Below are 12,709 nucleotides of genomic sequence, written 5' to 3'. Positions count from 1 at the left end.
AATTCCTCTTCTACTCAGGAGTTGACGCCCATGCCGGGACGGCGCCGGGGGCTCGCCCTCGCCCTGCTCGTCACCGTCCAGTTCGTCCTCGTGCTGGACGCCTCGATCGTCAACGTCGCCCTGCCGTCCATCGGCCGCGAGCTGCGCTTCGACCAGGCCGACCTGTCCTGGGTCGGCAACGCCTACACGCTCGCCTTCGGCGGTTTCCTGCTGTTCGGCGGGCGGGTCGCCGACCTCGCCGGGCGCCGCCGGATGTTCGTCGCCGGGCTCGCCCTGTTCACGCTCGCCTCGCTCGGCGGCGGCCTCGCGGGCGGCGCGGGGCTGCTCGTCGCCGCCCGCGCTGTCCAGGGGCTCGGCGCCGCGCTGGCCGCCCCGGCCGCGCTGTCGCTGATCATGACGCTGTACGCGCCGGGGCCCGAGCGCAACCGCGCGCTCGGGCTGTTCGGCGCCGTCGCGGGCGCGGGCGGCGCGACCGGGTCGATCCTCGGCGGGCTGCTCACCGACCGGTTCGGCTGGGAGGCGGTGCTGTTCGTCAACGTGCCGATCGGCGCCGCCGCGCTCGCGCTCGCGCCGCTCCTGCTGCCCGAGGCGCGCGACACCGCCGTCCGTGGCTTCGACCTGCTCGGCGCCGCGACGGTCACCGGCGGCCTCGCGCTGCTCGTCTACACGCTCGTGGACGCGGGCGACGCCGGCTGGACCTCCGCCCGGACCTACGGGCTCGGCGGGGCCGCGCTGCTGCTGCTCGCGGCGTTCGTGCTGGTGGAGGCCCGCGTCCGGAACCCGCTCATGCCGCTGTCGACCTTCCGGAGCCGGGAGCTGAGCGGCGGCAACCTCGCCGCCGTCCTGATGACGATGGCCGTCTTCCCGATGTTCTACGTGATGACCCTCTACCTCCAGCAGGTCATGGACTACGGGCCGGTCAGGGCGGGGCTCGGGCAGCTCCCGGTCGCGGTCGCGATGGCCGCGGGCGCGGGCGCGGGGTCCGGGCTCGTCACGCGGTTCGGCCCGCGTCCCGCGTCGGCCGCCGGGCTGGCGGTCGCCGCGGCGGGCCTCGCGTGGTTCTCGCGGCTGTCGGCGCCCGGCGACTACTGGCAGGACGTCCTCGGCCCGTCCCTGGTGATGGGGCTCGGCGGCGGGACGGCGTTCGTCGCCGTCACGATCGCGGCCACCGCCGGGGCCTCCGCGCGGGAGTCGGGCCTCGCCTCCGGGCTCATCAACACCACCCAGCAGGTCGGCGGCGCGCTCGGCCTCGCGATCACCGTCGCGGTGTCCACCGCCGCCACCGAGGACGCGTTCGCCGCCGGGGAGCGGGTCCAGGCCGCGGCGCTCAACGAGGGCTTCCAGGACGGCATGCTCACCAGCGCCGCGCTCGCCCTGGTCGCGGTGCTCGTCGCGCTGGTCCTACCGCCCGGACGCCGGGTCCGAGCCGCGGTGGAGCCGGAGCCGGACGCGCCGCAGCCGGACGCGGCCGGGCTGAGGTAATTCGGCGGTTGGGGGAACCGGCACTTGGCTACCGTTAGGCGCATGACATCCGAAGTGAACCCCCCAGCGCGCCGGCAGGGGCCGGCGATGCTGCGCGGACGCGCCGTCCCGCAGACGACCACCGACCAGCGGCTGCTCGACGACCGCGGCAAGTCCGACTGGGTGCACGCCGACCCCTGGCGCGTGCTGCGCATCCAGGCGGAGTTCGTCGAGGGGTTCGGCCTGCTCGCGGAGCTGCCGAAGGCGGTCAGCGTCTTCGGCAGCGCCCGTACCAAGCCCGGCACGCCCGAGTACGAGCTGGCCGTGGACATCGGCGCCAGGCTGCACGAGGCCGGCTACGCGGTGATCACTGGCGGCGGGCCGGGGATCATGGAGGCCGCCAACAAGGGCTGCGACGAGAACGGCGGGCTGTCGGTCGGGCTCGGGATCGAGCTGCCGTTCGAGCAGAAGCTGAACGACCACATCGACATCGGGCTCGAATTCCGCTACTTCTTCGTCCGCAAGACCATGTTCGTCAAGTACAGCCAGGCGTTCGTGGTGCTCCCGGGCGGGTTCGGGACGCTGGACGAGCTGTTCGAGGCGATCACGCTCGTCCAGACCAAGAAGATCACCCGGTTCCCGATCGTGCTCGTCGGCACCGAGTTCTGGGGCGGCCTGCTCGACTGGGTCAAGCAGACCATGCTGCCGTCGGCGAAGATCTCCCCCGAGGACATGGACCTGATCCACCTCACCGACGACCCCGACGAGGTCGTCCGGGTCATCGTCGACGCGCACCTGGAGGCCGAGCGGCGCATCCAGGAGGAGGCGGCGGTGGCCGAGGCCGCCGCCACGGGCGTGAGCGGCACCTGATGGCCCTCGCCGTCTGCGTGTTCTGCGCGTCCAGCAGCAAGATCGACAAGATCCACGTGGAGCTGGCCGAGCGGGTCGGCGCCGAGCTGGCCCGGCGCGGGCACAGCCTGGTCAGCGGCGGGGCCCAGGTGTCGTGCATGGGCGCCGTCGCCCGCGCCGCGCGGGCCGGCGGCGCCACGACCGTCGGGGTCATCCCCGAGGGCCTGGTCGACGTGGAGATCTCCGACGGGGACAACCACGAGCTGGTCGTCACCCCCGACATGCGCTCCCGCAAGGGCGAGATGGACCGCCGCAGCGACGCCTTCCTCGTCCTGCCCGGCGGGATCGGCACGCTGGAGGAGCTGTTCGAGATCTGGACGGCCCGCACCCTCGGCATGCACGACAAGCCCCTGGTGATCCTCGACCCGACCGGCGTCTACGAGCCGCTGCGCGCGCTGATGACCGGTCTGGTCGACCAGGGCCTCGCGCGCGCGAAGGTCTTCGACGCCGTCGGCTGGACGGCCTCGGTGGACGAGGCGTTCGACCTGCTGGAGCGGTCCCAGCCGCGCATCGAGGCCACCCCCGAGGACTACGCCGAGGCCGAGCTCTGACCGGGGCCCTCCGGCGGGGCGGATCCTGACCGTGCGCCCGCGGCGACCGTCTGTGCGCGAGTGCGCGCCGGACGGCGCCGCAGCCGCCTTCGGGACATCCGAAAGCAGGCCCAAAGCAGGCCCGATGCAAGATTGCCCTGGGGGTTTGCCGTTCGTCGGGCACTCGTTCACCTTCGGTTCAGGGGCGCGGACCAGGCTCCCGCGTGATCCCACCACGTGTTCCGAAGGAGTGCCCATGTCCGTGTCCCGTCGCGGTGTGGTGAAGGGCGGCGCCGCCGGCGCGCTGTCCATCGCCCTGGCCGGAAGCCTCGACTCGATCTTCCAGACCTCCGCGGGCGCCGATGTCGGCGAGGCCTACGGCTACGGCCCGCTGATCCCCGACCCGAAGGGCGTCCTGGACCTGCCCGAGGGCTTCTCGTACAAGACGCTGTCGGTGGAGGGCGAGTCCATCTCCGGCGGCGGCGTCGTCCCCGGCCACCACGACGGGACGGCGACCTTCCCGGGCAGCAAGCCGGACCGCACCCGCCTCGTCCGCAACCACGAGCAGAGCACCAACGGCACCCGCGCCGTCGCCCGTCCCGAGTGGACCTACGACCCGGCGGCCTGGGGCGGCACGACCACGCTGGAGGTCGACCGGGAGGGGACGCTGCTCTCCCAGTACGTGAGCCTCGCCGGCACCTCCACCAACTGCGCCGGCGGCCGCACCCCCTGGGGCACCTGGCTCACGTGCGAGGAGACCGAGGGCTTCTCGGCCCAGACCAAGACCCACGGCTGGGTCTTCGAGGTCGACCCGCACGGCAAGCGCACCAAGCCCGTCCCGCTGACCGGCCTCGGCCGGTTCGCCCACGAGGCCGTCGCCGTCGACCCGCACACGCTCACCGCCTACCTCACCGAGGACGCGGCGGGCCCGTTCGGCCTGTTCTACCGGTTCCGCCCCCGCGCGCACCGGGGCGACTACCACGCCTACGCGCAGGGCGGCCGGCTTGAGGCGCTGAACGTCCGGGGCGTCCCGGACCTGTCGATCGTGCAGGAGCCCGGCACCAAGCTGCACGCCCGCTGGGTGAAGGTCCCCGACCCGTCGGCGAAGGAGACCTCCGTCCGCAAGCAGTTCGACACGATCACGCGGAGCCAGAAGCTGGAGGGCGCGTGGTGGGGCCACGGGAAGGTGTACTTCGTGTGCAGCTTCTCGCACAAGTCCGACGGCGCCGCAGCCGAGCACGCCGGCCAGGTCTGGACCTACGACCCGAAGAGCAACCAGATCGAGCTCCAGCTCATCTTCAAGCCGGGCGGCCGGTTCGACGGCCCGGACAACATCACGGTCTCGCCCTACGGCGGCGGCGTGATCCTCGCCGAGGACGGCGACGGCGAGCAGTACCTCGTCGGCACCACCAAGAAGAACAAGCCGTTCGCGATGGCCCGCAACGCCCTCAACGGCAGCGAGTTCACCGGCGTCACGTTCTCGCCCGACGGCCGCGTCCTGTTCGCCAACCGCCAGTCCGACCCGGGCGCCACCTTCGCCATCACGGGCCCCTGGCACAAGCTGCGCGGCTGAGTCGCCCGTGACCCCGGTTTCCTGGGCCCGCTCCCCAGGAGAACCGGGGTTCCCTCAGGCCAGGCCGCGGCGGGCGGCGGCCGGGGGGCGGACGCCCTGGATGGAGGCGACCATGTCGACGACCTGGCGCACGGCGTCCGCCTGGGGCCCGGGGACGAGGAAGGCCCGCGCCCCGAGCCACGCGTAGACCGACGCGGCCGCGAGGAGGCCCGGGTCGGGTTCCGGCTCGTCCGACTCCAGCGTGACCAGGACCACACCGCCCGCCTCCGCCAGTTCCGCCACACGCGCCGCCGGAGGCGCGGCTCCGGCGTCGACCGCGCCCTCCGGAACGTCCGCTCCGGACGTCAGAACCCATCGCTCATGCAACCCCATGCCCCCAAGCGTGGCACGATCGGTCATGCGTGGACGTTGGGAGACGGTGACAGATCGGAGCGCGAACGTGGTTGTGGTCTTCGTCCTGGTCGGCGTCGCCGTGCTGGGCGCCGTCGTCGTCCTCGCCATGGGCCGGGGCGGCGAGCTGGCCGAGACCCATGCCGACCATCCGCCGCTCCCGCTGCCGGAGGGGCGCCAGCTCACCGCGTCGGAGGCGGCCCACCTGCGGCTTCCGCACGCCGCCTGGGGCTACCAGGTCACCGTCACCGACGAGGCGCTGCGCCGCCTGCGGGGCGCGCTGACCGAGCGCGACCTGCGGCTGGCCGTCCTGGAGCGGCAGCTCGACGACCTGCGCCGCCGCCTCGGCGAGCAGGAGCGGCCGGAGCGGATCGGCGCGCTGCACGGCATCCAGGAGCAGGTCGTCGCGAACAACGGCGCGCTGCGCGGCCCCGAGGACGGCGCGGCCGACGAGCCCGCCGGCGAGGAGGGCGCGTGAGCGCCGTCGCCGTCCACGCCGAGGCGGTCTCGGACGCCCCGCCCGAGCGCCTCTTCGAGGTCCTCACCGACTGGCCGAGGCACGCCGAGTGGATGCCGTTCACCAGCGCCGAGGGCGGCCATGAGGTCGGCGCCGACCTGCGCGCCTTCACGGGAGTCGGCCGGGCCGGGTTCCTCGACACGATGGTGGTCACCGACTGGCGGCCGGGGCGGCGGGTGGCCGTCCGGCACACCGGGCGGGTCGTGCGCGGCGAGGCGTGGTTCGAGGTCACCCCCTACGGGTCGGGCAGCCGTGTCGTGTGGGCCGAGCGCGTCGACCTGCCGCTCGGGCCCGCCGGGCGCGCGGGCTGGCTGCTGGCCGGGCCCGTCGTCCGCGCGTTCATGGGGCTCGGGCTGCGCCGCCTGGCCGCGCTGGCGGCCTCCTGACCCCGCCCGGCCGGTCGGATGTCGGTGGAATGAGGTAGAACGGTCCGGATGAGCACAGCGATCCGTGGCGAGGACGGGCTGGCGCGCTGCCCGTGGGGGCTGTCGGCGCCCGACTACATCGCCTACCACGACGAGGAGTGGGGCCGCCCCGTCCGCGACGACGCCGGCCTGTACGAGAGGCTGTGCCTGGAGGCGTTCCAGTCGGGCCTGTCCTGGCTGACGATCCTGCGCAAGCGCGAGGCGTTCCGCGCCGCCTTCCACGGTTTCGACATGGAGAAGGTCGCCGCGTTCGACGCCGCCGACGTCGCCCGCCTGATGGGCGACGCCGGCATCGTCCGCAACCGCGCGAAGATCGACGCGGCGATCGGCAACGCCCGCGCCGCCCTCGACCTGCCCGGCGGCCTCGCCGCGACCGTGTGGCGCTACGCCGACCCCGGCGCGCCCGCCTACGCCGACATGGGCGACGTGCCCGCCTCCACCGAGGGCTCCAAGGCCCTCGCCAAGGAGCTCAAGCGGCACGGCTTCCGGTTCCTCGGCCCCACGACCGTCTACGCCCTGATGGAGGCGTGCGGGCTGGTCGACGACCACCTCGCCGGCTGCCACCGGCGCGGGGCCTACGCCTAGCGAGGTCGGTCCCCGCTAGTCCGCCTTGGTCGCCTCCAGGACGGGGATCCCGGCGGCCCGGCGCGCGGGCAGCGCGGAGGTGCCGAGCGTGATCGCGGCGGCCGCGCCGATGATCAGCAGGTACAGCCACCACGGCGCGGACGGCGTCAGGAACGAGCTCTGGGTCGCCACGTGCATGAGCGCGACGGTCCCGAACGCGGTGCCGATGCCGAGCAGGCCGCCCAGCAGCACGACGGTCGCGGCCTCCCACCGGACGATCGAGCGGACCTGCGCCATCGTCGCGCCGACCGCGCCGAGCAGCCCGAACTCGCGGGTGCGCTCGGCCACGCTCATCGACACCGTCGTCGCCATCCCGAACAGGGCGAGGACGAGCGCCATCCCGATGAAGCCGTAGATCACCCGCATGCCCTTGGTCATGGACTTCGACGCGGTCCTGACGTATCCGGCCTCGTCCATGACCCGCACGCCGGGGACGGCCGCCACCGCCTGCCCGATGGAGGCGGCCGTCCCGCCCCTGACGAGGACGGCCTGGGTCGCCGCGTCCGGGTCGAGCCGGTCCATGGTCGCGGGGGACACCAGCGCCTGGTCGGCGAACAGGTGGGACGGGTCGTGGTAGGCGCCCGCGACCGTCAGCCGCACCCGTCCCCGCGCGCCGCGCACGGTGATGCTCTGCCCCTTCCTGAGGTGGTTCGCCTTCAGCACGGCCGAGGTCACCCCGATCTCGCCGGTGCCGAGCGCCCGCAGGTGCCCGCCGAGGTCGAGGACGGACGGCAGCGCCGCCTGGTCCGCGCCGGTCACGGTCAGGTAGACCGGCTCCGGCGCCTCCTCGGGGGAGGGCGGCCGGGGCGGCGGGCTGACGAGCTTGGCGTCGGTCACGGTCAGCGGCACGGCGTGCGTGACGCCGGGGGCGCGGGCCGCGCGGGCCGCCACGTCCCGGGGGAGCGGGGCGGGGCCGTCGGAGGTCGTGCCGGTCGCGGCGACCGCGTGCCCGGCGACCATGACCTGCTTGCCCGCCTCCTCGAAGCGGGCGTCGGCCGACAGCACCATGAGCGCGGTCGTGGTGACCAGCGCGACGCCCAGCATGAGCGAGGAGGCGGCCGAGGAGACGCGGCGCGGGCTGCGGGTGATGGTGGCGCGGGCGAGCCGTCCGGACTCGCCGCTGACCGCCTGGCCGAGCCGTCCGACCAGCCCGCCGAGCGGGCCGACGAAGAACGGCGCGAGGACGGCCAGCCCGATCACCATGGTCATCGAGCCCATCAGGATCATCATCGCGACGCCGACGGCGCGGTCGGGGCCCGGCGGCTCCTCGGCCCTGACCGCGAACGTCAGCCCGTAGAACATCGCGGCGTGCGCGAGGATCACGGAGGCGCCGACGAGCCGGGGCCAGCGGCGGCCGCCGGTCTCGGCGGCGGTGGCGCGCAGCGCCTGCATCGGCGAGATCCCGGCGGCGCGGCGCGCGGCCCGCCAGGCGGCGAGCTGCGTGACGAGGATCCCGGCGGCGGCCGGGACGGCGAGCGCGACCCAGCCGAACTGGGCGTCGGCGGCGCTGATGTCGAAGCCGTCCTGCGCGAACAGGTGGGTGAGCAGGCCCGACACCGGGTAGCCGAGCAGCACCCCGAACGCCGAGGCGACCGCGCCGAGCACCAGTGCCTCGAACCTGATCAGCCGCTTGATCTGGCGCGGCGTCGCGCCGATCGCGCCGAGCAGCGCGAGCCGCCGGGTCCGCTGCCGGACGAGCGTGCCGAAGGTGTTCGCCACCACGAACAGCCCGACGAACACCGCGACCGACGACAGCATGCCGATCGCGCCGCCGATCGAGACGCCGCTGGACTTGTTGCTCGCCGACTCCCCGTGCCTGACCGACGCGGCGGTCTGGACGGTGACAGGGCAGTCCCGGGGGGTGTGGGGGGTCGTCCCCCCACAGGGAGGCGCCTCCCTCCGGCCGTGGGCGGTGAGGGCGCGGTTCAGGTCGTCCCGCAGCTTGGCGGGCGCGACGCCCGGCGCCGCCTTCACCCACACGCTCTGCCAGGCGCCGGCGGGCAGCCCCGCCGCCTGCCGGACGGTCTCGGGCGTGGCCAGCACCAGGTCGCCGCTCGCGACGGCGCTGTGCCCCTGGACGGTCGCCACCCCGACGACCGTCATCCGGCGCGTCTCGCGCGGCAGCGCCAGCGTGACCGGGTCGCCGGCGCCGACCTTGCCCGCGCGGGCGATGTGCCGGGTGACGACGATCTCACCCGGCGCGGCGGGCGCCCGGCCCGACTCCAGGTGGTAGGCGCTGAGCCGGCCGTCGGACGGCCAGGGCCGCAGCCGTGTCCGGCCGCCCGCGGGCGCGACCACCGGCCTGCCGCTCCGGCCCGCGGCCTGCGCCTCGACCATCGCGTCGCCGGAGACCGCGGCGACGCCCGGCACCCCGGCGACGCGCGCCAGGTCGACGCGGCCGTCCGGGGCCGAATAGGCGTCGTCGGGGTCGGCCGAGCCGCCCTGCACCAGGACGTCCGCCCGCGCGTACTCGCTGGCGTCGCTGCCCGCGACCGCCTCCTGCGCGCGCAGCGTGAACTGGAGCGAGCCCGCGATCAGCCCGACCGAGAACATCGCCGCCAGCAGCGTGGCGATCAGGCGCATCCAGCCGTCGGCGAAGGAGCGCCGCGCGATGAGCCACATGCCGCTCAGCCCTCCATCCGGCGCATCACGGCGTGCACGCCGTCGATGGTGGGCGCGGCCAGCTCGTGGACGATCATCCCGTCCGCGAGGAACAGCACCCGGTCGGCGTGCGCGGCGGCGCCCGGGTCGTGCGTGACCATGATCACGGTCTGCCGGTAGTCGTCGACGGCCGTGCGCAGGAAGCCCAGCACCTCCGCGCCCGAGCGGGAGTCGAGGTTGCCGGTCGGCTCGTCGGCGAACAGCACCTCGGGACGGGTGAGCAGCGCCCGCGCCACCGCGACCCGCTGCTGCTGGCCGCCCGACAGCTCGCTCGGCCGGTGCGACAGCCGCCCCCGCAGCCCGAGCGCGTCCACGATCGTGTCGAACCACCGGCGGTCCGCGCGGCGGTTGCCGAGCCGCCCGGTCAGCCGGATGTTCTCCTCCGCCGTCAGCATCGGCAGCAGGTTGAACGACTGGAACACGAACCCGAGCCGGTCGCGGCGCAGCTTGGTCAGCCGCGTCCGGGACAGCCCGGTGATCTCCACGTCGCCGATCCGGACCGACCCGGAGGTCACCGTGTCGAGCCCGGCCAGGCAGTGCAGGAACGTCGACTTGCCCGACCCGGACGGGCCCATGATCGCGGTGAACTGGCCGCGGGCGAACACCGCCGAGACGCCGCGCAGCGCGGTCACGGCGCCGTCGCCCGTCCCGTAGGACTTCACGAGGTCGGTCGCGACGGCCACGGGACCGCCGAGCTGCGCCGCGTGGGGAGCGGCGGTTGTCTGTGTCATGCCTCAAGGCAACCGCGCGGACACCCCCGGCCACATTGGCGCGCACTCCAGAGTCCGGGGTGGGGACAACCCCACCCCGGGGCCGGTCAGCGGCCTTCGAAGGTCGGCCGCCGCTTGTTCAGGAACGCCTCGGTCGCGTTGTGGTGGTCGGCGGTCCGCTCGCACCGGTCCTGGAGGTCGGCCTCCAGCTCCAGCGCGGACGTGAGGTCGGCGGAGGCCGCGTGGTCGAGCGCCTCCTTCACCGCCGCGTAGGACGCGGTCGGCCCGGCCGCCAGGCGCCGCGCCAGCTCCACCGACGCCGGGGCCAGCTCGTCCGCCGGGACGACCCGGTTGACCAGCCCGATCTCCAGCGCCTCGGCGGCCTTCACGGGCTCGCCGAGCAGCAGCAGCTCGGCCGCCTTGGCGCGGCCGACGAGGCGCTGCAGCGTCCACGACATGCCGCTGTCGGGCGCCAGCCCGATCCCGGTGAACGCGGTCGCGAACCGGGCGGTCTCCGACGCGACGACCAGGTCGGAGGCGAACGCCAGCGAGGCGCCCGCGCCCGCCGCGACGCCGTTCACCGCCGCGACGACCGGCTTGGGCATGCGGGTGAGCGTCAGCACGATGGGGTTGTAGTGGCGGCGGACGGTGTCGTCCAAGCCCTTGCCCGCGGCCAGGTTGCCGGCGTGCTCGCGCAGGTCCTGACCTGCGCAGAAGGCGCGCCCCGCGCCGGTGATGACCACCGCGCGGGCGGCCTCGTCGGCGGCGGCGCGGCGCGCGGTCGCCAGCAGCGCCTCCTTCATCTCCTCCGTCAGCGAGTTCATCCCGTCCGGACGGTTGAGTGTGATAGTCGCCACACCCTCGGTGACGTCGTACAGCACGGTCTCTGGCATCGTCGCCCTCCCATCCGATGCGGATCCTTTCACAGCCGTCGCGGGCGCCCCGGGGGTCGCTCTGCCGATCTGGAGGCTGATCGTTACCACTTCGCGCCCGGAAGACGAGATAATGGACCACTACTGATGACGCGAATGCGACCGGCGGCCCCGCGGCCAACGGTGCCCGAGGCCCCCAGCGGCCCTAGGCAGGAAGGGGATGCACGCATGGCGGCGATGAAGCCGCGGACGGGAGACGGTCCGCTCGAAGTGACCAAGGAGGGGCGCGGAATCGTCATGCGGGTCCCGCTAGAGGGCGGCGGCCGCCTTGTGGTCGAGCTCTCCGCCGACGAGGCCAAGGAGCTCGGCGAGGCCCTCAAGGAAGTCGTGGGCTGACGGCCCGGCGCTCCCGGTCCTTTGGTGACGGTCCCGGCGGATCCGCCGGGGCCCTTGCCGTTCCCGGGGGTGAAGATCACGGAGTTTCGGCAGCGTTTTCAGAAGGGGGAGGACCCACCCATGCCCATCGAGACCCGCGTCCACCGCGGGGGTGCCGGCGGCACCCTCGTCCAGACGGCGGTCGAGCTCGGGGCCGAGGTGGTGGCGCTGCCCGTCCGTCCAGGCTCCGAGGGCCCGTCCGCCGCCTCCGCGCCCGCCGCCGAGATCACCGCCGCGCTGCCCTGCACGCTGGAGGAGCTGCTCGCGCTGCACGGCGCCAAGGGCGAGCCCGGCGAGATCGTCTCCGCGCCCGTGCGGGTGGGCGGCCAGGTCCGTGAGCTGCTGCTCTACGGGGTGGGCGCCGCGTCCCCGGCCGACCTGCGCCGGGCCGGCGCCGCGCTGGCCCGCCGCGGCAGGGGCCGGAGCGCGCTGGTCGCCGCCCTCCCCGGCGGGGACTCCGCCGCGGACCCCGCCCCCCTCGTCGAGGGCGCGCTGCTCGCCGGCTACCAGTTCAAGATCGGCGCGCCGCCGCCCAAGGCGCCCCTCGGCACGCTGGCCGTCCTCACCGACGCAGACGCCGACGCCGACGCCGACGCCGACGCCGATGTCGAGGCCGCCGTCGAGCGCGGGTCCGCCCGCGCCGGCGCCACCGCCCTCGCCCGCGACCTCACCAACACCCCGGCCGGCGAGAAGGACCCCTCCTGGCTCGCCGCGCAGGCCGAGCGGGTCGCCGCCGGCGCCGGGCTCACCGTCCGCGTGCGCGGCGAGAAGGAGCTGGTCGAGGGCGGCTTCGGCGGGCTGCTGGCCGTCGGCTCCGGATCGGTCCGGCCGCCCCGGCTGATCGAGCTGTCCTACGAGCCGGCCGGGACCCCCGAGCGGCACGTCGTCCTCGTCGGCAAGGGCATCACGTTCGACAGCGGCGGCCTGTCGCTGAAGCCGAACGACAACATGAAGACGATGAAGACCGACATGGCGGGCGGCGGCGTGGTCATCGCCGTCATGGCCGCCCTGCGCGGCCTCGGCGTCCGCGCGCGGGTCACCGGGCTGGTCGCGGCGGCCGAGAACATGCCCTCCGGGTCGTCGATGCGGCCGAGCGACGTCATCACCCACTTCGGCGGGAAGACCTCCGAGGTGCTCAACACCGACGCCGAGGGGCGCCTCGTCCTCGCCGACGCGCTCGCCTACGCCGACGCCGAACTCGACCCCGACGTCATCGTCGACGTGGCGACGCTCACCGGCGCGGCCAAGGTCGCCCTCGGCCTGCGCACCGGCGCCCTGTTCACCGCCGACGACGCCCTGGCCGCCGCCCTCACCGGGGCCGGCGCCGCGGCGGGCGAGCCGCTGTGGCGGCTCCCGCTCGTCGAGGACTACCGGGTCGCGATCGACTCCGACGTCGCCGACATCAACAACATCGGGCGCGGCGGCTACGGTGCGGGAGCGATCACCGCGGCGCTGTTCCTGCGCGAGTTCGTCGGCGACCGAGCCTGGGCGCATCTGGACATCGCGGGCCCCGGCCGGTCCACCTCCGAGGACGCCGAGCTCACCCGGGGCGCCACCGGCTTCGGCGCCCGCCTCCTGCTGGACTGGCTGACCGCGGCCTGA

The 12,709-nt window shown here is 74.6% G+C and carries 13 protein-coding genes; 9 read left to right on the top strand and 4 right to left on the bottom strand.

All coding sequences use genetic code 11. The features are described 5' to 3' along the window. Positions 1–30 precede the first annotated feature (30 nt). From GNZ18_RS24780 to GNZ18_RS24765, 4 genes are all read left to right on the top strand, one after another. Positions 31–1,482: an MFS transporter gene (locus GNZ18_RS24780; RefSeq protein WP_156218945.1), complete on the top strand. Its 1,452-nt coding sequence runs from the start codon at positions 31–33 to the stop codon at positions 1,480–1,482. Between the two features lie 42 nt (positions 1,483–1,524). Further along, positions 1,525–2,331: an LOG family protein gene (locus GNZ18_RS24775; RefSeq protein ID WP_173390881.1), complete on the top strand. Its 807-nt coding sequence runs from the start codon at positions 1,525–1,527 to the stop codon at positions 2,329–2,331. Further along, positions 2,331–2,921, top strand: a complete 591-nt coding sequence (locus tag GNZ18_RS24770) for an LOG family protein (protein ID WP_156218944.1) — start codon at positions 2,331–2,333, stop codon at positions 2,919–2,921. Before GNZ18_RS24775 ends, GNZ18_RS24770 begins: the two co-directional genes overlap by 1 nt. 235 nt (positions 2,922–3,156) lie before the next feature. Beyond that, positions 3,157–4,473 (top strand): alkaline phosphatase PhoX, encoded by a 1,317-nt coding sequence (locus tag GNZ18_RS24765; protein WP_156218943.1) that lies wholly within the window; start codon positions 3,157–3,159, stop codon positions 4,471–4,473. A gap of 54 nt (positions 4,474–4,527) precedes the next feature. Here GNZ18_RS24765 and GNZ18_RS24760 read toward each other — a convergent pair whose 3' ends face one another. After that, complete coding sequence (locus tag GNZ18_RS24760; protein ID WP_156218942.1) at positions 4,528–4,845, bottom strand: hypothetical protein; 318 nt, start codon at positions 4,843–4,845, stop codon at positions 4,528–4,530. A 46-nt stretch (positions 4,846–4,891) separates the two neighbouring features. Here GNZ18_RS24760 and GNZ18_RS43770 point away from each other — a divergent pair, with 46 nt between their 5' ends. Genes GNZ18_RS43770 through GNZ18_RS24750 form a run of 3 tightly spaced genes read left to right on the top strand, consistent with a single transcriptional unit; the run spans position 4,892 to position 6,390 of the window. Next, positions 4,892–5,341 (top strand): DUF294 nucleotidyltransferase-like/CBS domain-containing protein, encoded by a 450-nt coding sequence (locus GNZ18_RS43770; RefSeq protein WP_312874712.1) that lies wholly within the window; start codon positions 4,892–4,894, stop codon positions 5,339–5,341. Then, positions 5,338–5,766, top strand: coding sequence for an SRPBCC family protein (locus tag GNZ18_RS43765; protein WP_312874711.1), 429 nt, complete (start codon positions 5,338–5,340; stop codon positions 5,764–5,766). Before GNZ18_RS43770 ends, GNZ18_RS43765 begins: the two co-directional genes overlap by 4 nt. A 48-nt stretch (positions 5,767–5,814) precedes the next feature. Next, positions 5,815–6,390 carry a DNA-3-methyladenine glycosylase I gene (locus GNZ18_RS24750; protein ID WP_156218941.1) on the top strand — a complete coding sequence of 192 codons (576 nt, stop codon included), beginning with the start codon at positions 5,815–5,817 and terminating at the stop codon, positions 6,388–6,390. Positions 6,391–6,405: 15 nt separating this feature from the next. Here the strand turns inward: GNZ18_RS24750 and GNZ18_RS24745 are convergent, their stop codons facing one another. From GNZ18_RS24745 to GNZ18_RS24735, 3 genes are all read right to left on the bottom strand, one after another. After that, a complete protein-coding gene (locus GNZ18_RS24745; protein ID WP_156218940.1) occupies positions 6,406–9,051 on the bottom strand; it encodes an FtsX-like permease family protein in 2,646 nt (881 codons plus the stop codon). A 5-nt stretch (positions 9,052–9,056) separates the two neighbouring features. Next, positions 9,057–9,821: an ABC transporter ATP-binding protein gene (locus GNZ18_RS24740; protein WP_156218939.1), complete on the bottom strand. Its 765-nt coding sequence runs from the start codon at positions 9,819–9,821 to the stop codon at positions 9,057–9,059. Positions 9,822–9,907: 86 nt separating this feature from the next. Then, complete coding sequence (locus tag GNZ18_RS24735; protein ID WP_156218938.1) at positions 9,908–10,693, bottom strand: enoyl-CoA hydratase-related protein; 786 nt, start codon at positions 10,691–10,693, stop codon at positions 9,908–9,910. Positions 10,694–10,900: 207 nt separating this feature from the next. On the opposite strand from GNZ18_RS24735, the gene GNZ18_RS24730 reads away from it, so the two are divergent. Both GNZ18_RS24730 and GNZ18_RS24725 read left to right on the top strand, forming a co-directional pair. Then, positions 10,901–11,068, top strand: a complete 168-nt coding sequence (locus GNZ18_RS24730) for a DUF3117 domain-containing protein (RefSeq protein WP_075022250.1) — start codon at positions 10,901–10,903, stop codon at positions 11,066–11,068. A gap of 120 nt (positions 11,069–11,188) precedes the next feature. Further along, entirely contained in the window at positions 11,189–12,709 is a 1,521-nt protein-coding gene (locus tag GNZ18_RS24725) for a leucyl aminopeptidase (protein WP_156218937.1), read from the top strand.

The organism is Actinomadura litoris (assembly GCF_009733595.1).
Classification (GTDB): Bacteria; Actinomycetota; Actinomycetes; order Streptosporangiales; family Streptosporangiaceae; genus Spirillospora; species Spirillospora litoris.
This window is presented reverse-complemented; position numbering and strand designations above follow the sequence as displayed.

Bases quoted from the DNA above. Each gene is read 5' to 3' on its own strand.
- GNZ18_RS24760 (WP_156218942.1), bottom strand. From the start codon at position 4,845: ATGGGGTTGCATGAGCGATGGGTTCTGACGTCCGGAGCGGACGTTCCG.
- GNZ18_RS24740 (WP_156218939.1), bottom strand. From the start codon at position 9,821: ATGACACAGACAACCGCCGCTCCCCACGCGGCGCAGCTCGGCGGTCCC.
- GNZ18_RS24725 (WP_156218937.1), top strand. From the start codon at position 11,189: ATGCCCATCGAGACCCGCGTCCACCGCGGGGGTGCCGGCGGCACCCTC.
- GNZ18_RS24745 (WP_156218940.1), bottom strand. From the start codon at position 9,051: ATGTGGCTCATCGCGCGGCGCTCCTTCGCCGACGGCTGGATGCGCCTG.
- GNZ18_RS24730 (WP_075022250.1), top strand. From the start codon at position 10,901: ATGGCGGCGATGAAGCCGCGGACGGGAGACGGTCCGCTCGAAGTGACC.
- GNZ18_RS24775 (WP_173390881.1), top strand. From the start codon at position 1,525: ATGACATCCGAAGTGAACCCCCCAGCGCGCCGGCAGGGGCCGGCGATG.
- GNZ18_RS24780 (WP_156218945.1), top strand. From the start codon at position 31: ATGCCGGGACGGCGCCGGGGGCTCGCCCTCGCCCTGCTCGTCACCGTC.
- GNZ18_RS24735 (WP_156218938.1), bottom strand. From the start codon at position 10,693: ATGCCAGAGACCGTGCTGTACGACGTCACCGAGGGTGTGGCGACTATC.
- GNZ18_RS24765 (WP_156218943.1), top strand. From the start codon at position 3,157: ATGTCCGTGTCCCGTCGCGGTGTGGTGAAGGGCGGCGCCGCCGGCGCG.
- GNZ18_RS24750 (WP_156218941.1), top strand. From the start codon at position 5,815: ATGAGCACAGCGATCCGTGGCGAGGACGGGCTGGCGCGCTGCCCGTGG.
- GNZ18_RS24770 (WP_156218944.1), top strand. From the start codon at position 2,331: ATGGCCCTCGCCGTCTGCGTGTTCTGCGCGTCCAGCAGCAAGATCGAC.